Here is a 24,027-nt window from a genome sequence, read left to right as displayed (position 1 = left end):
TCACCGGCGACGCATCGACCGGGCCGCCCCCTGCCACGCCCCCGGGCGGCCGCTGCCGGGTCGGGTGGCCCGCGCCCTCGAACGGTGCCCGGCGGTTGGCCGAAAAGTCACTTCAGCTTCTCCATTGACTATAGACATCACTGTACATACGCTCCCTCATGTTCACGGTTGTCCCTATGCAAAGGGGTGGGTGCATGGTCAGGGTCGCGGTTGTCGGAAGCTATGGGGCGGGGCTCACCATGCGGGTGCCCAGGTCGCCCGACGCGGGCGAGACCGTCTCGGGCGGGGTGTTCTCGCCCGGCCCCGGCGGCAAGGGAAGCAATCAGGCCATCGGCGCCGCCCGGCTGGGCGCGCGGGTCTCCCTGCTGACCGCCGTCGGCGACGACGACTTCGGGCGGGCCGCCCGTGCGCTGTGGCGCGAGGAAGGCGTCGCGGCGGACCACGTCCTGACGGCCGGGGCCCCCACGATGGTCGGCTTCATCCTGGTCGAACCGTCCGGGGAGAACCGCATCGCCATCGCTCCCGGCGCCCTCGACGAACTGGACGCCGCCGCGGTGGAGCCGTTCCGGGCCGAGATCGCCGCCGCCGACATCCTCGTGGTCTCCATGGAGATCCCGGAGGAGGCCGTGGCCGCGGCGCTGCGCGCGGGCCGCGACGCGGGAACCGCCACCCTGCTCAACCCGGCCCCCGCCCGTCCGCTGCCCGACGACCTCTGGCCGCTGATCGACGTGATCACCCCGAACCAGACCGAGGCCCCCGTACTCCTCGGACTCCCCGGGGACCACGGGCTGGAGGACGAGGAGCTGGTGCGCCGCCTGTGCGAGCGCACCGGCGGTGCCGCCGTCCTGACCCGGGGCGGGGAGGGAGCGCTGGTCGCCCGGGAGGGCGTCACGACGCGGGTGCCGCCGCACCCGGCCCGGACCGTCGTCGACACCACCGGCGCGGGCGACTCCTTCACCGCCGCCCTCGCCGTCGCCCTCGCCGAGGGACGCCCCCTGGCGGAGGCGACGAGCTTCGCCGCGTGCGCCGGCGCCCACACCGTGACCATCGCCGGGGTCGTCCCCGCGCTGCCTACCCGAGACCAGCTGAGCGTCCTGATGGGAACCGACCGATGACCACGACCACCGCGTCCGCACGGGAGTTCTCCCTCCCGCTGCGCAGACTCCTGCACGCCCGTGAGGCCGGCGTCTTCGCCGCCCTCGTCCTGCTCTTCGTCCTGGGCGTCGTCCTCTCCCCGAGCTTCGCCCAGTCCGACAACCTGCTCTCGGTCGGCCAGCAGGTCTCGCAGATCGGCATCATGGCCATCGGCGTGACGTTCGTGATCCTCAACGGGGAGATCGACCTGTCCGTCGGCTCCACCTACGCCCTGTCGGCCATCTCCACCGGCATCCTGATCTCCGACGGCTGGAACTGGGTCCTGGCGTCCTGCGTCGGGCTCGCCGTGGGCGCGGTGGCCGGCCTGCTCAACGGCCTGGCGGTCGTCGTGCTCGGAGTGCCGTCGTTCATCGTCACCCTCGGCACCCTCAGCGTGTTCCGCGGGATCGCGCTGCTCATCTCCGACGGCGCCCCGATCTCCCTCAGCTCCTCGCAGGCGGGGGTCGCCGACTTCAACCTGCTGGGCCAGGGGCTGCTGTTCGGCGTCGTCCCGATGCAGTTCGTGTTCTTCGCCGTCATCGCCGTCATCGGCGGGGTGCTGCTGGCCCGGTCCCGCTTCGGCTTCCACACCTACGCCGTGGGCGGCAACCAGGAGGCCGCCCGGCTCGTCGGCGTCAACGTCAAGCGGGTGAAGCTGACCGCGTTCGTCCTCTCCGGGTTCACCGCCGGACTCGCGGGCGTCCTCGGCCTGTCCTTCCTGTCCTACGTCCAGGGCGTCACCGGACAGGGCATGGAGCTCACCGTGATCTCCGCGGTGATCATCGGCGGCGCGGCGCTCTTCGGAGGCTCCGGCACCATCTGGGGCACGGTCATCGGCGTCGCCTTCATCGGTCTGCTCCAGAACATCCTCAACGTCAAGGGGATCTCCTCGTTCTGGCAGACCGTCGTGACCGGCCTGGTCATCGTCGCCGCCGTCGCCGCCGACAGCTGGCAACGCCGGCGCAAGTCCCGCGCCTGACCGTCCGCCCCCACCCCCTCGGGACGATCCCGGGCCCCGCACGGCCGCGGCCGTCCCGGAGCGCCCCCGCCGACCGCCGTCCCCGTGGCACCCCGTGACAAAGGAGTCCCCGTGTCCTCTCGCACCTCCCGTACCGTCCTCAGAAGCATCGTCGCCGTGGCCACCGCCACCACCGTCCTCGCACTCAGCGCCTGCGGCGCCGTCACCGCGCCCGACAGCGGCGGCCCCGACGGCGAGTTCAAGCTCGCCCCCCACGTCCAGCAGCGCATCGACGACGGCAAGCCGCTGCGGATCAAGCTCAGCTACCACGACCCGTCCCTCGCCTTCGCCACGCCCATCGGCGCGGGCATGAAGAAGGCCGCCGAGGAGTTCGGGGTCGAGGCCGCCCTGATCGGGCCCACCGGCGGCGACGCGGCCAAGCAGGTCTCCGAGATCCAGACCCTGCTCCAGCAGAAGGCCGTCGACGGCCTCGCCGTCTCCTCCGCGTCCAGCGACGCCCTCAAGCCCGTCATAGCCCAGGCGCACAACGCCGGCGTCCCCGTCATCTCCTTCAACACCGACAACCCGGACTCCGAGCAGCTGGGCTTCGTCGGCCAGGACCTCAAGGGCTCCGGCAAGGCCCTCGCCGAGCGGCTGCGCGAGGACCTCGGCAAGGACGCCAAGGGCAAGGTCGTCGTCTTCTCGGTGGACACCGGAGCCGGCTGGTCCCACGACCGGTTCGGCGGGTTCAAGGAGGGCCTGTCCGGCAGCGGCCTGGAGATCGTCGGCCCGGTCAACGTCGGCAACGAGCCCAGCGCCGCGTACAACACCGTCGAGTCCACGATGTCCGGGCAGTCCGGCGTCGTCGCCATCGCCGGCCTCGACTGCTGCTCCACCACCGCCGCCGGCAAGTGGGTGGCGGGCGCCGGGAAGAAGGAGAGCATCGCCGTCGGCGGCTTCGACCTGCTGCCGCAGACCGCCGAGTACCTCCAGAAGGGGGTGCTCGACTTCACGATCAGCCAGAACCCGACCGAACAGGGCTACCAGGCCGTCAAGGTGCTCCACGACTTCCTCGACGGCGGCACCGAGATCACCGGGGTGAACACCGGTGCCCAGTTCGTCACCCGGGACAACCTCGACGAAGCAACGGTGGAGCAGTGAGCGCCCGGCCCCAGGCCGCCCCCGCGATCCAGGTGCGCGGCCTGTCCCGCAGCTTCGGCGCCGTGCGCGCCCTGACCGACGTCACCTTCGAGGTCCCCGCCGGGGAGGTCACCGCCCTGCTCGGCGAGAACGGCGCCGGCAAGTCGACCCTGCTCAAGATCCTCGCCGGTCTCCAGCCGCCCAGCGACGGCACCGTCACCGTCTTCGGGGAGCAGGTCACCTCCTTCGACCCCAGCACCATGCTGGACCGGCACGGCGTCGCGATCGTCCCCCAGGAGCTCTCGCTGCTGCCGGACCGCAGCGTCGCGGAGAACGTCCTGAGCGGCATGGAACCCGGGCACCGCTGGTTCCCCTCCCGCCGCCGGATGACGGAACGCACCGCCGAGATCCTGGCCCGCCTCGACCTGGCCCTGGACCCCGACACGCCCGTCGGGTCGCTGGACCTGGCGACCCAGCAGCTCGTGGTGGTGGCCCGGTCCGTCGCCCGGGGCTGCCGCGTGCTGATCCTGGACGAGCCGACCGCGATGCTCACCCCCGCCGAGGCCGAGCGGCTGTTCACCCTCATGGACGGCCTCAAGGAGGCCGGCACCACCATGCTGTACGTCTCCCACCGCATGCCGGAGGTCTTCCGGCTGGCCGACCGGATCGAGGTCCTGCGCGACGGCTCCCACGTCGCCTCCTGGCGGAACTCCGAGACCACGCCCGACCAGGCGGTCGCCGCCATGGTGGGCCGCCGCCTCGGCCAGTTCGAACGCCGCCCCGAGCACCGGCCGGACCCCGAGACGGCGCCCGCCCTGCGCGTGACGGGTCTGACCGGCCGCCGGCACCGGGACGTCTCCCTGGAGGTCCGGCCCGGCGAGATCCTCGGCGTGGCCGGACTGCCCGACTCCGGACGGGTCGAGCTGCTGCACAACATCTTCGGCGGCGACCGCGGCACCGGCGGCACGGTGGAACTCCAGGGCGAGCCCTACGAGCGGCGCAACCCCATCGCCAGCGTCGGCCGCCGCCTGGCGTTCGTCCCCGGCGAGCGACGCGCCCAGGGACTGCTGACGACCATGAGCGTCGGCGACAACGTCGGCGCGCTGATGGCGGGAAGGCTGAGCCGGTTCGGCCTGCTCCGCCGCCGCGCCCTGGACCGGCAGGCCACCGAGCAGGCGCAGCGGCTGAGGGTCAAGACGGCCACCATGGACCAGCCCATCACCAGCCTGTCCGGCGGCAACCAGCAGAAGGCCGTCCTCGGCCGCTGGCTGGCGATCGACCCGGCCGTGCTGATCCTCGACGAACCCACCCGCGGCGTGGACGTCGGCGCGAAGGCGGAGATCTACGAGCAGCTGTTCGCGCTCGCGCAGAAGGGGCTCGCGATCCTGTGCTCCTCCTCCGACCTGCCCGAACTCCTCACCCTGACCGACCGGATCGTCGTGATGAGCGAAGGGCGCGTCGCCGGTGTCGTGCCGTCGGCCGAGGCCACCGAGGAATCGATCATGACCCTCGCGACCGGGGCGGTGCCGGCCGCCTGAGCCCCCTTCCGACTCTTCCCCCCTTGCGAAAGGAACGACCATGAAACGACACGGCATCCTCAACGCCGAGCTGAGCGGGGCCCTGGCCACCCTCGGCCACACCGACCTGCTGCTGGTCGTCGACGCGGGCTTCCCCGTCCCCCGGGACGCCCACCGCGTCGACCTGGCGATCGCGGAGAACCTGCCGGACCTGCGGACCGTGCTCGGACTCATCGCCGACGAGATCGTCGTCGAGGGCGTGGTCCGCGCCGAGGACGTCCCCACCCACCACCCGCGGCTCGACGCCTGGCTGCGCGAGCGGTTCGCCGGCGCCGAGTTCACCACCCGGCCGCACGCCGAGGTGCTCGGTGAACTGGCCCGCAGCGCCAAGGTCGTCGTCCGCACCGGCGCCTTCGAACCCTGGGGCAACATCGGCCTGTACTGCGGCGTCGACGCACCCCGCTGGTTCGACAAGGAGGACGTCGTCGTCCCTCCGGAGTACGCCTCCAAGCTCTGATCCCCGAGGCCGGGCCTCGCGGGCGCGCGGCTGCTCCGCCGCCCTCCACCCACCCATCCACAGGAGACAACCCCGTGTCCGAGACAGTGACGACCGCCTCCGCCGAACTGACGCTCAGTCCGGCCGAGCTGGCCCCCTACATCCAGCACACCCGGATCGACTCGAACGCCACCCGCGACGACATGGTCGCCCACGCGCGGGAGGCCGTCAGCCACGGCTTCAACGCCGCGATGGTGCCCGCCTCCTGGCTGCCCGTCGTCGTCGCCGAACTCAGCGGCACCGGGGTCGGCGTCGCCTCGGCCCTGGACTTCCCCACGGTGGGCGTCATGACCAGCGCCGGCAAGGCCGCCGAGGCGGCCGAGATCGCCCGGCTCGGTGCCACCCAGCTCGACATCGGCGTGCAGGTCGGCTGGCTCAAGAGCGGCAAGTACGATGAGTTCCGGGAGGACATCGCGGGCGTGGTCCGCGCCTTCGGGGGCCCCGTCAAGGTCATGCTGGAGCTGCCGCTGCTCAGCGACGCGGAGAAGGAGGCTGCCGTCGAACTGGCCATGGAAGCCGGCGTCGCCTACCTCAAGAACGCCAGCAGCGGGCAGATCGAGACGGCGAACCCCGAGAGCGTCCGCTACCTTGTCGACCGGGCCCGCGACGGCGTCCGGGTGAAGGCGTCGGGCTCCATCAAGACCTACCGCCAGTCCCTGGAACTCCTGCGCGCCGGGGCCTCGTTGCTCGGTACCAGCGCCGGGACGGCGATCGTCACCGACACCGGTGACGAGTCCACCGTCAGCTACTGACCGTCGCCGGCGCGGGCCGGCCGACACCGACCAGCCGCCGCGCCCCGGCTCCCTCCGGCCGGGGCGCGGCGCACCCACCCGTGGAGAGGAGAGGCGTGACCGTGACGGCCGACGAAGGGGGTCTGCCGGGCATCCGGCGCAACGTCCCCACCGCGATCCATGTGCAGATCTCGGAGCACATCCGGCTGCGCATCGCGAGCGGCGAGTGGCCGGCGCACTACCGGCTCAAGAGCGAGCCCGAACTGGCCCAGGAGTTCGGCGTCAGCCGCGGCACGGTGCACCGCGCCCTGACGACCCTCATCGAGGAGGGCCTGCTCCGGCAGGTCCGCGGACGCGGTACGTTCGTCACGTCCACGGTCATCGAACCGTCGATCGCCCAGAAGCTGAGCACGCTCTCGGAGGACTTCGCCAGCCAGGGCGTCGTCGCCGCCACCGAGGTGCGCGAATGCTCCCTGATCACCCCGCCCAGGCCCGTCGCCGCCCTGCTCGACCTGGACTCCCCCGACGCGCGGGTACTGCGCCTGGTGCGGGTGCGCAGCACCGCCGAGGGGCCGGTCGCCCTCCTGTTCAACTTCGTGCGGGCCGACCTGGCGCCCGGCATCGAGCAGGCGGACTTCGCCTCCTCCAGCCTCTTCGGGGAGCTGGAGGGCACCTTCGGGCTGCGGATCGCCTCCGCCCGCCGCACCTTCAGCGCGGAGGCGGCCTCCGAGGAGACCGCCCGCGCCCTGGCCGTGGAACGGGGCAGCCCCGTGCAGTACCTCCAGCAGGTCACCTACCTGGACGACGGGCGGCCGGTGGAGTACTCGGACGTGTGGATCCACAGCGGCCGGCTGCGGGTCACCTCGCTGCTGATGCGCCGCTGACCGGCACCCCGCCGGCCCCCGTCCCCAAAACGGCCCGCGGTCCCGGCTAGAACCCGTGCCGCACCCCGCCGTCCACCGGCAGCATCACGCCCGTCAGGTAGGAGGCCGCCGGGGAGAGGAGGAACGCCGCGGCGCGGCCGAACTCCTCCGGGGTGCCGTAGCGGCGCAGCGGGATGCGGGACTCGGCCGCCCGGCGGGTGGCCTCCGGGTCGGCGGACAGGGAGTCCAGCTCGCGGACCCGGTCGGTGTCGATGCGGCCGGGGAGCAGGCCGACGACGCGGATGCCGCGCGGCCCCAGCTCGTCCGCGAGCGACTTGGCGAAACCGGCGAGGCCCGGGCGCAGACCGTTGGAGATGGTCAGGCCGGGGATCGGCTCGTGCACCGAGCCGGAGAGCACGAAAGCGATGACGCCGCCCTGGTCCAGCTCCGCGGCGGCCGCCCGGGCCAGCCGCACCGCGCCCAGGAACACCGACTCGAACGCGCTGTGCCACTGCTCGTCGGTGGTGTCGGCGACGAACCCCGGCGGCGGCCCGCCCACGCTGACGAGGACGCCGTCGAAGCGGCCGAACCGCTCCCGGGCGGTCGCGATCAGCCGCTCGGCCGCCCGGGGGTCGGCGTTGTCGACGGCGACCCCGACCGCGTGCGGGCCGAGCGCGGACGCCGCCGCGGCGACGCCCTCCTCCTCCCGCCCCGTCACGACCACCTTCGCCCCGTCGGCGACCAGCTCGCGCGCGGAGGCGTTGCCCAGCCCGCGGGTCGCCCCGGTGACGACGTACACCCGGTCCTTCAGTCCAAGATCCATGACCCTTATCCTGCCTCCTCGTCCCCGAACAGGGCGAGGGCGGTGTTCACCAGGCCGATGTGGCTGAACGCCTGCGGGAAGTTGCCCAGCAGCCGACCGCCCACCGGGTCGTACTCCTCCGCCAGCAGCCCCACGTCGTTGGCGAGTCCCAGCAACCGCTCGAACAGCTCGCGCGCCTCCTTGGGCCGGCCCGTCATGTGCAGGGCGTCCGCGAGCCAGAACGAGCACACCAGGAACGTGCCCTCCTCCCCGGGCAGCCCGTCGACGGCCCTGCGGTCGGTGGAGTAGCGGCGCAGGAGACCGTCCTGCTCCAGCTCCGCGCGGACCGCGTCGATCGTGCCGAGCACCCGCGGGTCGTCCGGCGGCAGGAAACCCACCCGGGGGATCAGCAGCAGGGCGGCGTCGAGCTCGCGCGAGCCGTAGGACTGCGTGAAGGTGTTCCGCTCGGGGTCGTAGCCCCGCTCGCACACCTCCCGGTGCACCTCGTCGCGCAGCGCCCGCCAGCCGTCGAGGTCGCCGTCGAAGTCCGGGTGCTCCTGCAGCGTGCGCACGGCACGGTCGGCCGCCACCCACACCATCACCTTGGAGTGCACGAAGTGGCGCCGGCCGCCGCGCACCTCCCACAGTCCTTCGTCCGGCTGCCGCCACGCCGTGCGCAGGAAGTCGACCAGGGCCTTCTGCAGCGCCCACACGTCCGGCTTCGGGGACAGCCCCGAACGCCGGGCCAGGTCCAGGGAGTCCATGACCTCGCCGTACACGTCCAGCTGGAGCTGGTCCACGGCGGCGTTGCCGACCCGTACGGGCGTGGCGCCGTCGAAGCCGGACAGCCACGGCAGCTCGAACTCGTGGAGCCGCCGTTCCCCCGCCAGGCCGTACATGATCTGCAGGTCCGCCGGGTCGCCCGCGACCGCGCGCAGCAGCCAGTTGCGCCAGGCCTCCGCCTCCTCCTGGTACCCGACCGCCAGCAGCGCGTTCAGCGTGAGGGTGGAGTCCCGCAGCCAGCAGAAGCGGTAGTCCCAGTTGCGCACCCCGCCCGGCTCCTCCGGCAGCGAGGTGGTGGGCGCGGCGACGATGCCGCCGGTGGGGGCGTAGGTGAGCGCCTTGAGGGTGATCAGCGAGCGGACGACCGCGTCCCGGTGCGGTCCGTCGTAGCGGCAGCGGGCCGCCCAGGCGCGCCAGTCCGCGGTGCTGTGCCGCAGCGAGGAGTAGGGGTCGACGAGGTCCGGCCGCGGCTCGTGGGACGGGTGCCAGGTGAGCACGAACGCGACCCGCTCGCCCTCCCGCACCGTGAACTCCGAGAGCGTGCCGAGGCCCTCGCCCCAGGTGCGCACCTCCGGCTCGCTGCGCAGCCACACCGAGTCCGGCCCGGCGACCGCCACCCGGTGGCCGTCCTCCGCGCGCACCCAGGGCACGACCGAGCCGTAGTCGAAGCGCAGCCGGAGGGTGCTGCGCACCGTCACCTCGCCGCGCACGCCCTGCACGATGCGCACCAGGTCGGGCGCGCGGTCGCGCTGGGGCATCAGGTCGGTGACCCGCACCGTCCCGTCCGGCGTCTCCCACTCGGTGTCCAGCACCAGGGTGTCCGGGCGGTAGGAACGGCGGGTGCAGCGGTCCGCGCCGACGGGGGCGATGCGCCAGTGGCCGTTGTCCTCGTCGCCGAGCAGCCGGGCGAAGCAGGACGCGGAGTCGAAGCGGGGCAGGCAGAGCCAGTCGACCGAGCCGTCCGTGCCCACCAGGGCCGCGGTCTGCTCGTCGCCGATGAGCGCGTAGTCCTCGATACGGTGCACAGAGTGCGGATGCCCGGCCGTCCGGCGCGGCAATCAGGGGGGAATCCGGGTGAGCGACGGACCGCCGGCGGCCGGGGGCGCCGCGGGCCGGGGCGGACCGGGGCGCGGTGTGCGGGCCGGCCGGCGCCGGCTAGACCGCCGCCGGTTCCGCGTCCTCGGCGTCCGCCTTCCCGCTCTTCCCGGCGGCCGCCTCCGCGCGGTCCCGGACCTCGCGGCGGACCAGGACCACCCAGCCGACGGGGACGCCCGCGGCGAACAGCCACCACTGGACGGCGTACGCCAGGTGGTTGCCGATGCCGTCGTGCTCGGGGTCGGGGATCGGTTCCGGCGTGCCCCCGGCCGGGTCGGGCTCGGTCAGGTCGATGTAACCGCCGAGGACCTGCCGGTCGAGGCGTTCGGCCGCCTGTCCGCTGCTGATCAGCATGACCTGCCGGTCGGGCAGCCCCTCGAGGTCCTTGATGCCGCTGGCCTCGGTGGTCTGGTCCGGCATCAGCCGGCCGGTGACGGTGAGCTCCCCCTTGGGCGGGGCGGGGATCTCGGGGAACTCGGTCTGGCTCGGCCCGTCGGAGGGGATCCAGCCCCGGTTGACCAGGAGGACCTTGCCGTCGTCGAGCACGAAGGGGGTCAGCACGTGGTAGCCGACCTCGTCGTTCGCGTTGGTGCGGCGGCGTACGACGACCTCGCCGTCGGTGTCGAAGCGGCCCTGTGCCGTCACCCTGCGGTACCGGTCGTCCTCGTCGACCTTCGCCCCGGGCGAGGTCAGGGACTCGACCGGCACCGGCCTCTCGGCCAGGGAGCCGGCGATCGCCTGGTTCAGCGCGACGCGGCGCTCGTGGCGGTGCAGCTGCCAGAAGCCCAGCTCGATCATCGTCGGGACGAGCACGAGCACCACAAGGGTGAGGATCACCCACTGGCGGGACAACAGGAAGCGGTACACCCCACGACCGTACAACTCGGTCGCCGGGCCACCAAAGGCGGGTGCGCCCTTCACACCCGGTCGACGATCCCCGTCCGCCCCTCCGCGCGGGCGCAGTGGGCGCCGCAGTACCAGTGGCCGTCGGCCTCGACGCCCTGGCCGATGATCTGCACCCGGCAGTGCTCGCAGATCGGGGCCATGCGGTGGATCGCGCAGGCGAAGCAGTCGAAGACGTGCACCGCGCCCTGCGCGTGCACCTCGAAGGTCATTCCGTAGCTGTTGCCGCACACTTCACATGTCGCCATGCGCCACAGGGTGGGCCGTCGGCCCGGCGCGGGCGAGCGGGCGGCGGGCGAGTCGCCCGGCAATCACCCGTCCGCGCGGTCCGCCTCCTCCGGTTCGCCTCCTGCGGTGCGCGAACCGCCCGCCGTGCCGGTCAGCCGTCCGCGGCGGGTTCGACGTCCCCGAGGAGCTGGCCGAACGCGGCCTCGTCGACGACCGGCGTGCCGTACTGCCGGGCCTTGACCGCCTTGGAGGTGCCCGAGTCCGGATCGTTGGTGACGAGGAGGCTGGTGAGCCGGGACAGACTGGTGGCGACGTGCAGCCCGGCCTCGGTCGCGCGGTCCTCCAGCAGCTCCCGCTCGACGGAGGTGTCGCCGGAGAAGGCCACCCGCATGCCCTGCTTGAGCCGCCCGCCCGGCGCGTAGCGCCCCGGGTTGGGGTAGGGGCAGGCGGGCCTCCTGCGGGACGGACGCCAACCGGTCGGCCGGTAGCCGCCGGGCGCCGCCTGCTGCCCGGTGCGGGGCCGGTCCGTCCACTCCGTCAGCGGCCGGCACTCGTGCAGCGGCAGCCGCACCCCGCTCGCCGCCGCGGCCCGCAGGCTGGGCCGGAACGCCTCCGCCAGCACGCGCGCGTCGTCCAGCGCGTGGTGCGCCCGCCGCTGGACGACACCGAAGTGCGCGGCGAGCGACTCCAGCTTGTGGTTGGGCAGCGGGAGTCCCAGTTCCTTCGAAAGGGCGATGGTGCACAGCCGCTGCTTGACCGGTGCCTCGCTCCGGGCGCGGGCGTACTCCCGGGCGATCATCTGCCAGTCGAAGACGGCGTTGTGCGCGACGAGCACCCGGCCCTCGAGCCGGGTCGCGAACTCCTCGGCGACGTCGCGGAAGAGGGGCGCCCCCTCCAGCGCCTCGCTCGTCAGGCCGTGGATCCACACCGGGCCCGGGTCCCGCTCCGGATTGACCACCGTGTACCAGTGGTCCTCGACCTCACCGCGCGCGTCCAGCCGGTAGACGGCCGCGGAGACGATGCGGTCGTCGCGGGCCAGCCCCGTGGTCTCCACGTCGACGACCGCGTATCCCTGCGGATACGCGGCCGGCCACACGGTGGGGGAGGACGCCGCGGTCGTGAGGTCTTCGAGCATGGTTCACGAGGATACGGGCCACGACCGACAGCGCCGGCCGCCAGGTGCCGCGCGCGGCCCGTCCGCCGGTCCTCACCAGCGGATCGGTACCGGCACGGCCGTCAGCAGACCCGAGACGGCGACCACCACGCCCAGCAGGTACACCTCCGCCCGCGCGGGGGTGACGGCGGTCAGCGGGTCGGCCGCGCGGGCGAGCCGGACCCGGGCCCACAGGGCGAGGGCGGCGACCCCGGCCACCAGGATCACCTTGGCGAGCAGGACGCGCCCGTACGCCGTGTCCGTCAGCTGCTCCAGGATCGTCTCCGGCGGCATCCGGCGCAGCGAACTTGCCACTCCCGTCGCGGTGAGGGCGGCGAGCAGGAGGGCCGCCAGGCGCGCGTAGCGCCCCAGCAGCGCGGTGCCCGCCTGCGTCCCCCGCCACAGCCGCAGGACGCGCAGCGCGTACAGCAGGCCGCCCACCCACAGGGACGAGCAGGTCAGGTGCACCAGCGTCAGTCCGGAGCCGAGGAGCGGGCTGTACTCGGTCGTCGGGTGCGCGCGCAGGGCCTCCGCGACGATCACCACGGCCAGCGGCAGGACCTGGGTGCCCGGGCGGCGGGAGGCGGCGCACAGGGCCGCCGCGAGGAACGCGTTGACCTCCAGGAGGGCGAGCTTGCCGTCCCGGGTCGCGTACAGGCCGCCGACGTCGACGGCGGCCGGGCTGTCGGGGATCAGGTTGCCGGTGGCCACCACGGAGGCGAGTGCGAGGGCGGCCGCGAAGCCGACGGCGCCCGCCGCGACGGACCAGCTGCGGGGCAGGGCCGCGGGAGCACCGGGCACGGAGCGGACCAGGCGGTTGATGAACAGCTCGCCGACGGACACGGACAGCGCCGCGAACAGCACCGTGCGCAGCAGGGCTATGCCGCCGGTGCCGGGCGCGTCGGCCTCCCCGGTGCCGTGCAGCGCGGGGGACGGGCCGAGGAGCGGTATCAGCGAGGCCAGTGCCACCAGCACGATCACGGCGACGGTCCGGCCGGCGCCGGGGCGCCCGGCACCTTCGCGCGTACCGGCCGCCCTGGACCTGGGATTCGTCAGACTCACCCCAGGATCTTCGCCAGTGCCCACAGAACCGGGCAAGTCCGCGACGGCAGGACGGCGTGAAATTCCGCATCGATGGGGCATTTCGGTCCGTCGGCCGCTCCGGCCCCCAACTCACCGCGGGGGAGCGGCCGTCGGTCCCGGCCCGGTCTCACCCCCAGCGCGCCGGATCGGCCGCCCACGGCCCGGGCGGCCGTGCCCAGTCGTCCGGACCGCCGGCGAACGACACCGGGGACAGCGCGTACCGCAGCGTTCCCAGGGGGCTCTCCCGCTGCGCGAGCCAGGCGTCGGCGGGCACCTCCTCGCACCCCCCTCCGCCCGGGGTTCCCTCGCTTCCCGCCCGCTCGTCCGCGGCCCCGTCGAGCAGCCACCCCGCGGTCCGCGCCAGCGCCACCCGGACGATCCTGCTGCCGCCCCCGTCCAGTTGCTCGGTGAGCGCCCGCAGCACCCCGGCCGCCAGCAGGTACCCGGTGCCGTGGTCGAGGGCCTGGGCGGGCAGCGCGCCGGGCCGGCGGGGCGAGCCCTCGACCGCTGCGATCCCCGTGGCCGCCTGCACCAGACTGTCGAAGCCGCGCCGGCCGCCCCACGGCCCGCGGGTGCCCCACGCCGACAACTGGGCCACCACCACGCCGGGCCGGCGCTCGGCCAGGGCTGCGGGGGCCGGTCCGAGGCGTTCCAGCGCGCCCGGACGGTACCCGGTGACCACCACGTCCGCCGTCGCGAGCAACTCCTCGAAGGTGCTCCGGTCGGCCACCAGGTCCAGCCGCGCCGACCGCTTCCCGAACCCCGTGTCGGCGTGCTGGTCGGGAAGTTCGGGCAGCCACGGGGCGTCCACGCGCAGCACGTCCGCGCCGAGCAGGGCGAGCGTGCGGGTGGCGACCGGCCCCGCGACGACCCGGGTGAGGTCCAGCACCCGCAGTCCGGCGGCGGGCAGCAGCGGATCCCGGCCCACGCGCGTGCACGCCCGCGGGGGCGCGCAGTCCAGCCGCCCCCGCTCCACCAGGGGGAGCCGTCCCACCGCCGCGCCCTGCTCGTGCGCCGCCCACTCCCCGGGCGTCCGCAGGGCGACGGCGAGGCCCCCGGCCGCGTACACGGCCTCCTCGGCCTCCCGCGCCGACCGCTCGGCGAGCGCCGCTGCCACCGCCTCCGGACGGTCCGGCACCCCCAGCGCGGTGAGCAACCGGGCCCGGTGGTGCGGGTAGTTGGCGTGGGTGCGCACCCATCCGTCCGCGGTGCGCCAGAACCGCGACAGGGGTGCGAAGGCGACCGGCGCCCGCCCGTCGATCCGCAGGTGGCGCTCGCTGACGAACGCCGTCGCCACGGCCCCGTCGTCCACCCGCACCGCCGGTGCGCCGGCGAGCCCGGCCCGCCGCGCCCCCAGCTCCGCGGCGGCCAGTGCGCACGCGCCCACGCAGGCGCGCGCCGTCTCCCGTACCGGCAGGCGCGCCCGCAGCGCACCGGGGCGTTCGACGGTCGACACGCGCGCGAGGAGGGCGGGGTCGCCGCCCAGTGCGGACCAGGCGGTCGCGAGAGGATCCATGACCGCACTATGCGGTATGGACTGGATCCATGTGAGAGGGGCCGGTCACGGGCCCGGACAGCGGAAGGGCCGGGCGTGACGCCCGGCCCACCGCTCTCACGGGTCCTGCCCGGCGGCTACCGCGTCACCGCGTCCAGCGCGTCGGCCATGCCCCAGCCGTAGAAGCCGTTGCGGTTCTTCGGGCCCTCGCACACCGCGTCGACCTTGCCGTCGCCGTTGATGTCGTACGGGTCCGTGCACGCGGTGGCGTCCGCCTGCGCGTACAGCAGGGCCTTGACCAGCGACGGCGGGGCGTACGGGTGCGTCGACTTGATCAGCGCCGCGACGCCCGCGACGTGCGGGGCGGCCATCGACGTGCCCGCCATGTAGCCCCACTTGCCGCCGGGCAGCGGGCCCAGGATCAGGCCGCTGGTGGCGGGGGCCTGCGGCGGCTGGTACGCCGTCGAGTCGCCGCCGGGCGCGGCGATGTCGACGACTCCCCGGCCGTAGTTGGAGAAGGACGACTTCAGCCCCTTGGCGCCGGTCGCCGCGACCGTCACGACACCCGGCAGCTGGGTCGGTATGTCCAGGCACTCGGAGGGGTCGATCACCCGGTCCGACGGCGTGCCGTCGTTCGGGGAGACCGGGTCGGTGATCTCGTCGGCCGAGAGGTCGTAGTTCTCGTTGCCGGCCGCGGCCACATTGACCGCGCCCTTCTTCTCCGCGTACCGCGACGCCCGGGTGACGGCCTCGACGAGCGCCTTCTGGTCCGGGTCGTTCTTGCAGTTGAAGTACCAGGGGTCGGTGTAATAGCTGTTGTTGGTCACGTCGACCCCGTGCTCGGCCGCCCACATGAAGCCGCACACCACGGCCTCGGTGTAGAAGTAGCCGTCCGGGTTGGACACCTTGATGCCGGAGACCTTCACGCCGGGCGCGACACCGGTCATGCCGACGCCGTTCTTGGCGGCGGCGATCTCACCGGCGACGTGCGTGCCGTGCGCGCTCTCCGACGGCCCGGGCCGCCAGGCGCCCTCGCTGGTGTCCGGCTTGCCCGACACGCAGTTGACCGACGCGGCCCGGTCAAAGTTGGGCGCGATGTCGGGGTGGGTGTCGTCGACGCCGGTGTCGATCACGGCGACGGTGACCTCCGGGCTGCCCAGCGACTTCTCGTGGGCCTTGTCCGCCTTGATGGCGGGCAGGTCCCACTGCAGCCCCTGGAGCGGGTCCTGGCCCGCGGCGGCCTCGGCCCCGGCCTCGGCGACCTCCGCCGCGCTGAGCACCTTCGGGGTGCCGGTGTCGGTGGTGGCCGCCGACGGCAGCGGCGCGTTGCGGGTGGCCCCGGCCGAGTGCACCCCGGGCACCTTGCGGACGGCCCCGGCGAAGTCGGGGTTCGAGGAGTGGACGACGACGACGCCGATCCTGTCGTACGACGTCACGATGGTGCCGCCGGCCTTGCCGATCGCCTTCTTCACCTGTGCCGGTACGCCGTGGCCGGCGCGGACGTTGACGACGTAGCTGAGCGGGGTCGCGTCGGCGGAGGACGCGGCCGCGCCGGCCGCCGGAGGGGCGGTCGGCGCGGCCGTGGCCGCGGTGTTCGGCAGGAAGGCGAGCGCCGTGGCCATGGCCATCCCGGCCGGTATCACGAGCGCGCGGCGGGGACGAGACGCGGTCATGGGGTCTCCAGTTCGTTCACGAAGGGCGGGCGGGCGGACCCGAAGTCCGCATCCAGCGGGCTCACTTGACGGCGCGCAGCGCGTTGACGACGCCGAAGCCGTAGAAGCCGTTGACCCGGCTCCCGCCCTCGCACGTCGCGTCCTGCACGCCGTCGCCGTCCTGGTCGTAGGACTCCGGGCAACCCGGGTTGTCCGCCTGCGCCTTCAGCATCGCCTGCAGCGCGGCCGGGGAGGCCCACGGGTGCTTGGACTTCAGCAGCGCGGCGACTCCGGCGGCGTGCGGCGAGGCCATCGAGGTGCCCTGCAGGAAGGCGTACTGGCCGTTCGGCATGGTGGACAGGATGCGCCCGTCCTTCGACGGCGTGTCCGGCAGCTGGTAGCGGCGGTCGCCGCCCGGCGCCGCGACGTCCACGACCCCCTTGCCGTACGTGGAGTAGTACGACTTGAGGTTGTGGACGCCCGTCGCGCTGACCGTGACCACACCCGGCAGCTGCGTCGGGAGGTCCAGGCACTCGCTCGGGTCGATGGTGCGCGTCACCGGCGTGGTGTCGTTGGGGCTGGTGGCGTCCTCGATGGCGTCCGAGGCCAGGTCGTGGTTGGAGTTGCCGGCCGAGGCGACGTGCAGGGTGCCCTTGCGCTGGGCGTACAGCTGGGCGCGGTTGACCGCGTCGAGGATCGCCTTCTGGTCCGGGTCGTCCTTGCAGTTGTACAGCCACGGGTCCACGTAGTAGCTGTTGTTCGTGATCTCGACGCCGTGGTCGGCGGCGAACACGAAGGCGCAGACGACGTTCTCCGGGTAGAAGAGGCCGCTGTCCGGGTCGCTCACCTTGATGCCGGAGACCTTCACGCCGGGCGCGACACCGGCGACGCCGATGCCGTTGCGGGCGGCGGCGATCTCACCGGCCACGTGGGTGCCGTGGTAGTCGTCGTCCGTGTACGGGCGCCAGGCGCCCTCACTGGTGTCCGCCTTGCCGCCGACGCAGTTGGCCGACTGGGCGGCGGAGAAGTTCGGGGCGAGGTCCGGGTGGGTGTCGTCGACGCCGGTGTCGATCACGGCGACGGTCACCTTGCTGCTGCCCGGGTTGATCCGCGCGGCCTTGTCGGCGCCGATCGCCCGCAGGTCCCACTGGTCGGCCTCGAGCGGCTCGCTGCCGGGGGTCTTGGCGGAGGCGGCCCGCGTCCTCGCGGCCTCGGCGGCCGTCACGTAGTCGGCGGCGCCGACGTCCGTGGTGCCGGCGCGGGTCAGCGGCGCGGTGCGGGTGGCGCCGGCGGACTGGACGCCGCGCGCCTTGCGTATCTCCTTGCCGAAGTCCGGGTTCGCCGAGTGGACGACGATCACGCCGATCCTGTCGTACGTGACCACGACGGTCCCGCCGGCCGCGGCGATCGCCTTCTCCACCGACGCGATCGTGCGGCGGTCCACCTCGGTGTTGACGACGTACGCCAGGGCGGGCGCGTCCGTGGCCCGCTCGACCGCCGGTGCCGTCCGCTCGGCCGCCGAAGCCGCCGCGGGCAGGAAGCCGAGCGAGGCGGTCAGGGACAGCGCGACGGGCACGGCGAGGGCGAGACGGCGTCTGGACCGCAGATGAGCCATGGGGTCTCCACATCATCCGGAAACGGAACCGGCCCGAGACACAGGTGGTGCTCGGGCAGGTACATGACGGGGTGGTGCAGGGTGAAGCTATCCCGCGATGTCGCTGGCCAGCAACGATTTCCCGTAAGGACTTCACAAAGAAGGCCCCGGCTGTCCCGCGGCCCTCCCACGAGCCGTCCCCGCGCCGTTCGGCCGCGACCTCCCCCGCGACGCGTCCCGGAAAGAAGCGAACACGGTTGAACCGCACCTCGCGTGGCGCCGTGCCCTTGAGCAGGAAGCGCGAGGACACTCGCCTTCCGTCCCCGTCCGACCGCACCACTACGCGAGGAGACTCCGTGGCCGCCGAAGCACCGCCCCCCTCGACAGAACGACACAAACTCCCCACCCCCGAGGAGTTCACCGAGGTGCAGGAGAGCGCGGAGTTCGGTGAACTGCGCCGCTCCCACCGCTCCTTCGCCTTCCCGCTGACCGTCGCCTTCATCGCCTGGTACCTGCTGTACGTCCTGCTCTCCAACTACGCGGGCGGCTTCATGGGCACCGAGCTGTTCGGCAACATCAACGTCGCCTTCGTCTTCGGCGTCCTGCAGTTCGTCACCACGTTCCTCATCGCGTGGTGGTACTCCCGGCACGCCGCCACCAAGCTCGACCCCAAGGCCGAGGCCATCAAGACCCGTATGGAGGGCGGCGCATGAGCCCCGCGATCACCCATGTCCAGCTCGCCGCGAACGAGGCCAGCGAACACCGGCCGCTCATCATCACGCTGTTCGCGCTGTTCGTCATCGCGACGCTCGGCATCACCGTCTGGGCCGGCCGCCAGACCAAGGACGCCGCCGACTTCTACGCGGGCGGGCGCCAGTTCAGCGCCTTCCAGAACGGCCTCGCGGTCTCCGGCGACTACATGTCGGCCGCGTCCTTCCTCGGCATCGCGGGCGCCATCGCCCTCTTCGGCTACGACGGCTTCCTCTACTCCATCGGCTTCCTGGTCGCCTGGCTCGTGGCGCTGCTCCTGGTCGCCGAGCCCCTGCGGAACTCCGGCCGCTACACCATGGGCGACGTCCTCGCCTACCGCATGCGCCAGCGCCCCGTGCGCACCGCGGCCGGCACCTCCACCATCGTGGTGTCGATCTTCTACCTGCTGGCCCAGATGGCGGGCGCGGGCGTCCTCGTCTCGCTGCTGCTCGGCATCACCTCCGACGCCGGCAAGGTCCTCATCGTCGCCCTCGTCGGCGTCCTGATGATCGTGTACGTCTCCATCGGCGGCATGAAGGGCACCACCTGGGTGCAGATGGTCAAGGCCGTGCTGCTCATCGGCGGCACCCTCCTGATCACCTTCCTGGTGCTGCTGAAGTTCAACTTCAACATCTCCGACCTGCTGGGCAAGGCCGCCGACAACAGCGGCCACGGCGCGGCCTTCCTGGAGCCCGGCCTCCAGTACGGCGCGACCGGCACCACCAAGCTGGACTTCATCTCCCTCGGCGTCGCCCTGGTGCTCGGCACCGCCGGCCTGCCGCACATCCTCATCCGCTTCTACACGGTGCCCAACGCCAAGGCCGCCCGTAAGTCCGTGAACTGGGCCATCGGCATCATCGGCGGCTTCTACCTGATGACCATCGCCCTCGGCTTCGGCGCCGCCGCACTCATCTCGCGGGACGAGATCATCGCCTCCAACCCGTCCGGCAACACGGCCGCGCCGCTGCTCGCCCTGCACCTGGGCGGCGTCGACTCGACCTGGGGCGCGATCCTGCTGGCCACCATCTCGGCGGTCGCCTTCGCCACGATCCTCGCCGTGGTCGCCGGTCTCACCCTCGCCTCGTCGTCCTCCTTCGCGCACGACATCTACGCCAACGTCATCCGCAAGGGGAAGGCCACGGAGAAGGAGGAGATGCGGGCGGCCCGCTGGGCGACCGTCCTCATCGGCATCGTCTCCATCGCGCTCGGCGCCCTCGCCCGCGACCTCAACGTGGCCGGCCTGGTCGCGCTGGCGTTCGCGGTCGCCGCGTCCGCCAACCTGCCGACGATCCTCTACAGCCTGTTCTGGAAGCGGTTCACCACCCAGGGCGCGCTGTGGTCGATCTACGGCGGCCTCGTCGTGGCCGTCGGCCTGGTGCTGTTCTCGCCCGTGGTCTCCGGCGACCCCACGGCGATGTTCCCCGACGTCGACTTCTCCTGGTTCCCGCTGAAGAACCCGGGCCTGATCTCCATCCCGTTCGGCTTCCTGATGGGCTGGCTGGGCACCGTCCTGTCCAAGGAGGAGCCCGACGCCAAGAAGTACGCGGAGCTGGAGGTCCGGTCGCTGACCGGCACCGGCGCCCACTGACCCCGCACCCCGGGCGGCCGCGCCGCGAAGACCCCCGCAGGTCTCCGCGGCGCGGCCGCGGCGCGTCCGGCCGGCACGGGCCGCTGTGGCCGTCGGCGGTGTCACGTAGGCTCGCGGGTACGGGTATATGAGTGATCCGCGTCGAGGGAGGAGCCCCGTGCTCATCGACACCTACGGCCGAGTGGCCACCGATCTGAGGGTCTCGCTCACCGACCGGTGCAATCTGCGGTGCACCTACTGCATGCCCGAGGAGGGCCTGCAGTGGCTGGCCAAGCCGGACCTGCTCACGGACGACGAGATCGTGCGCCTCATCGGCATCGCCGTCACCGGCCTGGGGATCGAGGAGGTCCGCTTCACCGGCGGCGAGCCGCTGCTGCGCCCCGGCCTGGTCGGCATCGTCGAGCGGGTCGCCGCGCTTCAACCGCGCCCGCAGATGTCCCTCACCACCAACGGCATCGGGCTGCGGCGCACCGCGGCGGCCCTGAAGGCGGCGGGCCTGGACCGGGTCAACGTCTCCCTCGACACCCTCCGCCCGGACGTCTTCAAGGCCCTCACCCGCCGCAACCGCCACCAGGACGTCCTGGACGGCCTGCACGCGGCCCGCGAGGCCGGGCTGACCCCGGTGAAGGTGAACTCGGTCCTGATGCCGGGGCTCAACGAGGACGAGGCCCCCGACCTGCTCGCCTGGGCCGTGGAGCACGACTACGAACTGCGTTTCATCGAGCAGATGCCCCTGGACGCCCAGCACGGCTGGCGGCGCGACGGCATGATCACCGCCGGTGACATCCTGGCCTCCCTGCGCACCCGCTTCGCCCTCACCCCGGAGGGCGAGGAGGCGCGCGGTTCGGCCCCGGCCGAGCGCTGGCTGGTCGACGGCGGCCCGCACCGCGTCGGCGTCATCGCCTCCGTCACCCGCCCCTTCTGCCGCGCCTGCGACCGCACCCGCCTCACGGCCGACGGGCAGATCCGCACCTGCCTGTTCGCCACCGAGGAGACGGACCTGCGCGCGGCCCTGCGCTCCGGCGCCCCCGACGAGGAGATCGCCCGCCTCTGGAGGCTGGCCATGTGGGGCAAGAAGGCGGGCGCGGGCCTGGACGACCCGTCCTTCGTCCAGCCGGACCGCCCGATGTCGGCGATCGGCGGCTGACCGGAGGGCTACGCCTCCCCGGGCACCTGCCACTCCTCGAACCGCACGACGTCCTTCAGGAACCCGCGCACCCCGAGGAACTGCGACAGGTGCTCGCGGTGCTCCTCGCACGCCAGCCACGTCTTGCGCCGCTCCGGCGTGTGGACCTTCGGGTTGTTCCAGGCGAGCACCCACACGGCGGCGGCACGGCAGCCCTTGGCGGAGCAGATCGGCGTCTCGGGATCAGGGACCATCACACCGCCGACCCTAACCCGATCGGCCCAGTGCGCGGGCACGGGGAAAAGGCGACGCCGAGCAGCCACGGGGGGAGCTGCCCGGCGTCGGTCCGTCGCTCCGACGGGGGATGCGGAGCGCGTACGAAGTATGTCACGGGTCACCCCGCCCCCGGCACCGGAACAGCATGATTGATCTGAGCTCTTCTTGAGCTTGGCGGGGAAGCGCCTCCCGCTCGGTGCCGTTTCCGGTGCCGTTTCCCGTCCGGCCCGGTCCTCACAACCGCTCGGTGCGCTCCGTCCGCGCGCCCGGAGCGGGCCCGGAAGCCGCGCCCTCCGCGTCCGGTTCCGCGTCGTCCTCGTCCTGCGGCGACGACGCGATCATCGGCTTCATCGGCGTCGTCACGAACGTCGACGGCAGCGACGGCGGGCTCTCGCGCCCCGCGTTGGCGATCACCACCGCGATGTAGGGCAGCACCGCCCCCAGGACCAGCGCCACGATCGCCACGTGTCGCTCCACGCTCCAGAGCGTGGCCGCGAGGATGACCGAGACCGTACGGATGGTCATCGAGATCACGTAGCGCCGCTGCCGCCCGCGCACGTCGTCCTGGAGGCCCGCCCGAGCGCCGGTGATCCGGAACACCGGGACGCTGCCGCCGCCATGTTGCTTCCGCATCACATCTCACCATCCGCCCGCATCGGACTCTTCCCGACCCTGACCGTGCCGTGACCGGTCGGGGACACCGGGCCCGGACAGGTCCACGGTACGCCGCGCCCGCCCGGGTCACGAGACCGGGGCACCCCGTGTCCGTCCGCCCGGCCCGCGCCCCCGCGGGGACGGCACCACCCGACGTGCGACGCGCCGGGGCTCGCCCGACACTGGCCGTAATGCTCGCGTCACGTCGTACGAGGAGGCAGCCATGGGCTGGTTGTGGGCGATCATCGTGGGATTCGTACTCGGTCTGATCGCCAAGGCGGTGATCCCGGGCAAGCAGCACATCCCGCTGTGGCTGAGCACCATCTGCGGCATCGTCGGCGCTCTCGTGGGCAACGCCATCGCCCGCGGCTTCGGCGTGGCGGCGACGCCGGGCATCGACTGGAGCCGGCACATCTTCCAGGTGGTGGCGGCGGTCGTCATCGTCTTCTTCGTCGACATGCTCTACAACGCGATGCAGCGCAGGCGGCACCAGGGGCAGCGGGCCTGACACGCGCCGCGGGCGCACGGCGACGGGACGGACGCACGGCGACGGACGCACGGCGACGGGGCGGTCTCCGGCGCGTCCCGGAAACCGCCCCGTCGGGTGAGGGCCTTCGGCCTGTCCGGCCGCCCGCTCAGGCGCCCGTGACCTCCACCGCCGCCAGGTTCTTCTTGCCCCGGCGCAGCACCAGCCAGCGCCCGTGCAGCAGGTCCTCCCGTGCGGGCACCGCGTCCTCGGCGGTGACCTTGGCGTTGTTCACGTAGGCACCGCCCTCCTTCACCGTGCGCCGCGCGGCCGACTTGCTCGCCACCAGGCCGACCTCGGCGAACAGGTCGACGACCGGGCCGAGCTCGGACACCCGGACGTGCGGCACCTCGGAGAGGGCCGCCGCCAGGGTCCTCTCGTCCAGGCCCGCCAGCTCGCCCTGGCCGAAGAGGGCCTTGGACGCGGCGATCACGGCGGCCGTCTGGTCGGCGCCGTGCACCAGGGTCGTCAGCTCCTCCGCCAGGGCGCGCTGGGCGGCCCGGGCCTGCGGCCGCTCCTCGGTCTGCTGCTCCAGCTCCTCCAGCTCCGCACGGGACCGGAAGGACAGGATGCGCAGGTAGCGGGAGATGTCCCGGTCGTCCGTGTTCAGCCAGAACTGGTAGAACGCGTACGGCGTCGTCATCTCCGGATCGAGCCAGACGGCGCCGCTCTCGGTCTTGCCGAACTTGGTGCCGTCCGCCTTCGTCATCAGCGGCGTCGCGTAGGCGTGGACGGTGGCGTCCGGCTCCAGCCGGTGGATCAGGTCCAGCCCGGCCGTGAGGTTGCCCCACTGGTCGCTGCCGCCCTGCTGGAGCGTGCAGCCGTACCTCCGGTACAGCTGGAGGAAGTCCATGGCCTGCAGCAGCTGGTAGCTGAACTCCGTGTAGCTGATGCCCTCGGAGGACTCCAGGCGCCGGGCGACGGAGTCCTTCGTCAGCATCTTGTTGACGCGGAAGTGCTTGCCGATGTCCCGCAGGAACTCGATGGCGGAGAGGTTCTGCGTCCAGTCCAGGTTGTTGACCATCTCGGCCGCGCCCTCGCCCTCGAAGGACAGGAACGGCTCGATCTGGCCGCGCAGCCGCTCGACCCAGCCGGCGACGGTCTCCGGCGGGTTCAGCGTGCGCTCCGCGGTCGGGCGGGGGTCGCCGATCTGACCCGTGGCCCCACCGACCAGCGCCAGCGGCCGGTGACCGGCCTGCTGCAGCCGGCGCAGCGTGAGCACCTGCACCAGGTGCCCCACGTGCAGCGACGGCGCGGTCGGGTCGAAGCCGCAATAGAACGTGACGGGACCGTCCGCGAGCGCCTTGCGCAAAGCGTCCTCGTCGGTGGACTGGGCGAACAGCCCGCGCCACTTCAGCTCGTCGACGATGTCCGTCACGGTTCTCGTGTCTCCTCGATGATCTTCGGCCGGCCGGATGGC

At 73.0% G+C, this 24,027-nt stretch carries 23 protein-coding genes; 11 read left to right on the top strand and 12 right to left on the bottom strand.

Annotated features, from left to right (window positions below; all coding sequences use genetic code 11):
- The first annotated feature begins 158 nt into the window (after nt 1-158).
- The 7 genes from CP969_RS10170 (at nt 159) to CP969_RS10140 (ending at nt 6,920) form a co-directional block, all read left to right on the top strand.
- Nucleotides 159-1,115 (top strand): ribokinase, encoded by a 957-nt coding sequence (locus CP969_RS10170; RefSeq protein ID WP_004989839.1) that lies wholly within the window; start codon nt 159-161, stop codon nt 1,113-1,115.
- Nucleotides 1,112-2,113 (top strand): ABC transporter permease, encoded by a 1,002-nt coding sequence (locus tag CP969_RS10165; RefSeq protein ID WP_004989840.1) that lies wholly within the window; start codon nt 1,112-1,114, stop codon nt 2,111-2,113. The genes CP969_RS10170 and CP969_RS10165 overlap by 4 nt, the downstream gene beginning before the upstream one ends.
- Before the next feature lie 111 nt (nt 2,114-2,224).
- Entirely contained in the window at nt 2,225-3,253 is a 1,029-nt protein-coding gene (locus CP969_RS10160; protein ID WP_016826862.1) for a sugar ABC transporter substrate-binding protein, read from the top strand.
- Complete coding sequence (locus CP969_RS10155; RefSeq protein ID WP_016826863.1) at nt 3,250-4,770, top strand: sugar ABC transporter ATP-binding protein; 1,521 nt, start codon at nt 3,250-3,252, stop codon at nt 4,768-4,770. Before CP969_RS10160 ends, CP969_RS10155 begins: the two co-directional genes overlap by 4 nt.
- A gap of 40 nt (nt 4,771-4,810) precedes the next feature.
- Nucleotides 4,811-5,266, top strand: a complete 456-nt coding sequence (gene rbsD, locus CP969_RS10150) for a D-ribose pyranase (RefSeq protein ID WP_004989853.1) — start codon at nt 4,811-4,813, stop codon at nt 5,264-5,266.
- 74 nt (nt 5,267-5,340) lie between these two features.
- Nucleotides 5,341-6,057, top strand: coding sequence for a deoxyribose-phosphate aldolase (deoC, locus tag CP969_RS10145; protein WP_016826864.1), 717 nt, complete (start codon nt 5,341-5,343; stop codon nt 6,055-6,057).
- A gap of 101 nt (nt 6,058-6,158) precedes the next feature.
- Nucleotides 6,159-6,920, top strand: a complete 762-nt coding sequence (locus CP969_RS10140; RefSeq protein WP_026085300.1) for a GntR family transcriptional regulator — start codon at nt 6,159-6,161, stop codon at nt 6,918-6,920.
- A gap of 46 nt (nt 6,921-6,966) precedes the next feature.
- On the opposite strand, the gene CP969_RS10135 is transcribed toward CP969_RS10140, so the two are convergent.
- The 9 genes from CP969_RS10135 to CP969_RS10095 all read right to left on the bottom strand — a co-directional run bounded on the left by CP969_RS10135 (nt 6,967) and on the right by CP969_RS10095 (nt 17,708).
- Nucleotides 6,967-7,722 (bottom strand): SDR family oxidoreductase, encoded by a 756-nt coding sequence (locus CP969_RS10135; protein WP_004989860.1) that lies wholly within the window; start codon nt 7,720-7,722, stop codon nt 6,967-6,969.
- Nucleotides 7,723-7,727: 5 nt separating this feature from the next.
- Nucleotides 7,728-9,509 carry a glycoside hydrolase family 15 protein gene (locus CP969_RS10130; protein WP_004989863.1) on the bottom strand — a complete coding sequence of 594 codons (1,782 nt, stop codon included), beginning with the start codon at nt 9,507-9,509 and terminating at the stop codon, nt 7,728-7,730.
- A gap of 130 nt (nt 9,510-9,639) precedes the next feature.
- On the bottom strand, nt 9,640-10,446 hold the full coding sequence (locus tag CP969_RS10125) for an SURF1 family cytochrome oxidase biogenesis protein (protein ID WP_004989864.1): 807 nt from the start codon (nt 10,444-10,446) through the stop codon (nt 9,640-9,642).
- A gap of 50 nt (nt 10,447-10,496) precedes the next feature.
- Nucleotides 10,497-10,730 (bottom strand): hypothetical protein, encoded by a 234-nt coding sequence (locus CP969_RS10120; protein WP_004989865.1) that lies wholly within the window; start codon nt 10,728-10,730, stop codon nt 10,497-10,499.
- A gap of 131 nt (nt 10,731-10,861) precedes the next feature.
- The gene (locus CP969_RS10115; RefSeq protein ID WP_016826867.1) at nt 10,862-11,845 is read right to left on the bottom strand and encodes a DEDDh family exonuclease; all 984 of its coding nucleotides are present in this window, start codon (nt 11,843-11,845) and stop codon (nt 10,862-10,864) included.
- A gap of 72 nt (nt 11,846-11,917) precedes the next feature.
- Nucleotides 11,918-12,925: a CopD family protein gene (locus tag CP969_RS10110; protein ID WP_051044439.1), complete on the bottom strand. Its 1,008-nt coding sequence runs from the start codon at nt 12,923-12,925 to the stop codon at nt 11,918-11,920.
- 148 nt (nt 12,926-13,073) lie between these two features.
- Nucleotides 13,074-14,462: a CoA transferase gene (locus tag CP969_RS10105; protein ID WP_150474912.1), complete on the bottom strand. Its 1,389-nt coding sequence runs from the start codon at nt 14,460-14,462 to the stop codon at nt 13,074-13,076.
- Between the two features lie 116 nt (nt 14,463-14,578).
- Nucleotides 14,579-16,114, bottom strand: a complete 1,536-nt coding sequence (locus tag CP969_RS10100) for a S8 family serine peptidase (RefSeq protein WP_016826870.1) — start codon at nt 16,112-16,114, stop codon at nt 14,579-14,581.
- Nucleotides 16,115-16,175: 61 nt separating this feature from the next.
- Entirely contained in the window at nt 16,176-17,708 is a 1,533-nt protein-coding gene (locus CP969_RS10095; protein ID WP_004989874.1) for a S8 family serine peptidase, read from the bottom strand.
- Nucleotides 17,709-18,043: 335 nt separating this feature from the next.
- On the opposite strand from CP969_RS10095, the gene CP969_RS10090 reads away from it, so the two are divergent.
- The 3 genes from CP969_RS10090 to moaA all read left to right on the top strand — a co-directional run bounded on the left by CP969_RS10090 (nt 18,044) and on the right by moaA (nt 21,172).
- Entirely contained in the window at nt 18,044-18,400 is a 357-nt protein-coding gene (locus CP969_RS10090; protein WP_004989879.1) for a DUF485 domain-containing protein, read from the top strand.
- Nucleotides 18,397-20,025, top strand: a complete 1,629-nt coding sequence (locus CP969_RS10085) for a solute symporter family protein (RefSeq protein ID WP_004989880.1) — start codon at nt 18,397-18,399, stop codon at nt 20,023-20,025. Before CP969_RS10090 ends, CP969_RS10085 begins: the two co-directional genes overlap by 4 nt.
- Nucleotides 20,026-20,182: 157 nt before the next feature.
- Nucleotides 20,183-21,172, top strand: a complete 990-nt coding sequence (moaA, locus tag CP969_RS10080) for a GTP 3',8-cyclase MoaA (protein WP_016826871.1) — start codon at nt 20,183-20,185, stop codon at nt 21,170-21,172.
- A gap of 8 nt (nt 21,173-21,180) precedes the next feature.
- Here the strand turns inward: moaA and CP969_RS10075 are convergent, their stop codons facing one another.
- Nucleotides 21,181-21,405 carry a hypothetical protein gene (locus CP969_RS10075; RefSeq protein WP_016826872.1) on the bottom strand — a complete coding sequence of 75 codons (225 nt, stop codon included), beginning with the start codon at nt 21,403-21,405 and terminating at the stop codon, nt 21,181-21,183.
- 256 nt (nt 21,406-21,661) lie between these two features.
- Nucleotides 21,662-22,060, bottom strand: a complete 399-nt coding sequence (locus tag CP969_RS10070; RefSeq protein WP_026085302.1) for a DUF3099 domain-containing protein — start codon at nt 22,058-22,060, stop codon at nt 21,662-21,664.
- 244 nt (nt 22,061-22,304) lie between these two features.
- On the opposite strand from CP969_RS10070, the gene CP969_RS10065 reads away from it, so the two are divergent.
- The gene (locus CP969_RS10065) at nt 22,305-22,589 is read left to right on the top strand and encodes a GlsB/YeaQ/YmgE family stress response membrane protein (RefSeq protein WP_004989889.1); all 285 of its coding nucleotides are present in this window, start codon (nt 22,305-22,307) and stop codon (nt 22,587-22,589) included.
- Nucleotides 22,590-22,716: 127 nt separating this feature from the next.
- On the opposite strand, the gene tyrS is transcribed toward CP969_RS10065, so the two are convergent.
- The gene (gene tyrS / locus CP969_RS10060) at nt 22,717-23,985 is read right to left on the bottom strand and encodes a tyrosine--tRNA ligase (protein ID WP_004989892.1); all 1,269 of its coding nucleotides are present in this window, start codon (nt 23,983-23,985) and stop codon (nt 22,717-22,719) included.
- Nucleotides 23,986-24,027 lie beyond the last annotated feature (42 nt).

Source organism: Streptomyces viridosporus T7A, assembly GCF_008704515.1.
Lineage (GTDB): Bacteria > Actinomycetota > Actinomycetes > Streptomycetales > Streptomycetaceae > Streptomyces > Streptomyces viridosporus.
Note: the sequence above shows the minus strand (reverse complement) of the source record. Positions and strands in the feature narration are given on the sequence as shown.

Coding starts and splice junctions, on each gene's coding strand:
- CP969_RS10170 (WP_004989839.1), top strand. CDS start 159: ATGTTCACGGTTGTCCCTATGCAAAGGGGTGGGTGCATGGTCAGGGTC.
- CP969_RS10165 (WP_004989840.1), top strand. CDS start 1,112: ATGACCACGACCACCGCGTCCGCACGGGAGTTCTCCCTCCCGCTGCGC.
- rbsD (WP_004989853.1), top strand. CDS start 4,811: ATGAAACGACACGGCATCCTCAACGCCGAGCTGAGCGGGGCCCTGGCC.
- CP969_RS10135 (WP_004989860.1), bottom strand. CDS start 7,722: ATGGATCTTGGACTGAAGGACCGGGTGTACGTCGTCACCGGGGCGACC.
- CP969_RS10120 (WP_004989865.1), bottom strand. CDS start 10,730: ATGGCGACATGTGAAGTGTGCGGCAACAGCTACGGAATGACCTTCGAG.
- CP969_RS10115 (WP_016826867.1), bottom strand. CDS start 11,845: ATGCTCGAAGACCTCACGACCGCGGCGTCCTCCCCCACCGTGTGGCCG.
- CP969_RS10105 (WP_150474912.1), bottom strand. CDS start 14,462: ATGGATCCTCTCGCGACCGCCTGGTCCGCACTGGGCGGCGACCCCGCC.
- CP969_RS10100 (WP_016826870.1), bottom strand. CDS start 16,114: ATGACCGCGTCTCGTCCCCGCCGCGCGCTCGTGATACCGGCCGGGATG.
- CP969_RS10095 (WP_004989874.1), bottom strand. CDS start 17,708: ATGGCTCATCTGCGGTCCAGACGCCGTCTCGCCCTCGCCGTGCCCGTC.
- CP969_RS10085 (WP_004989880.1), top strand. CDS start 18,397: ATGAGCCCCGCGATCACCCATGTCCAGCTCGCCGCGAACGAGGCCAGC.
- CP969_RS10075 (WP_016826872.1), bottom strand. CDS start 21,405: ATGGTCCCTGATCCCGAGACGCCGATCTGCTCCGCCAAGGGCTGCCGT.
- CP969_RS10070 (WP_026085302.1), bottom strand. CDS start 22,060: ATGCGGAAGCAACATGGCGGCGGCAGCGTCCCGGTGTTCCGGATCACC.
- CP969_RS10065 (WP_004989889.1), top strand. CDS start 22,305: ATGGGCTGGTTGTGGGCGATCATCGTGGGATTCGTACTCGGTCTGATC.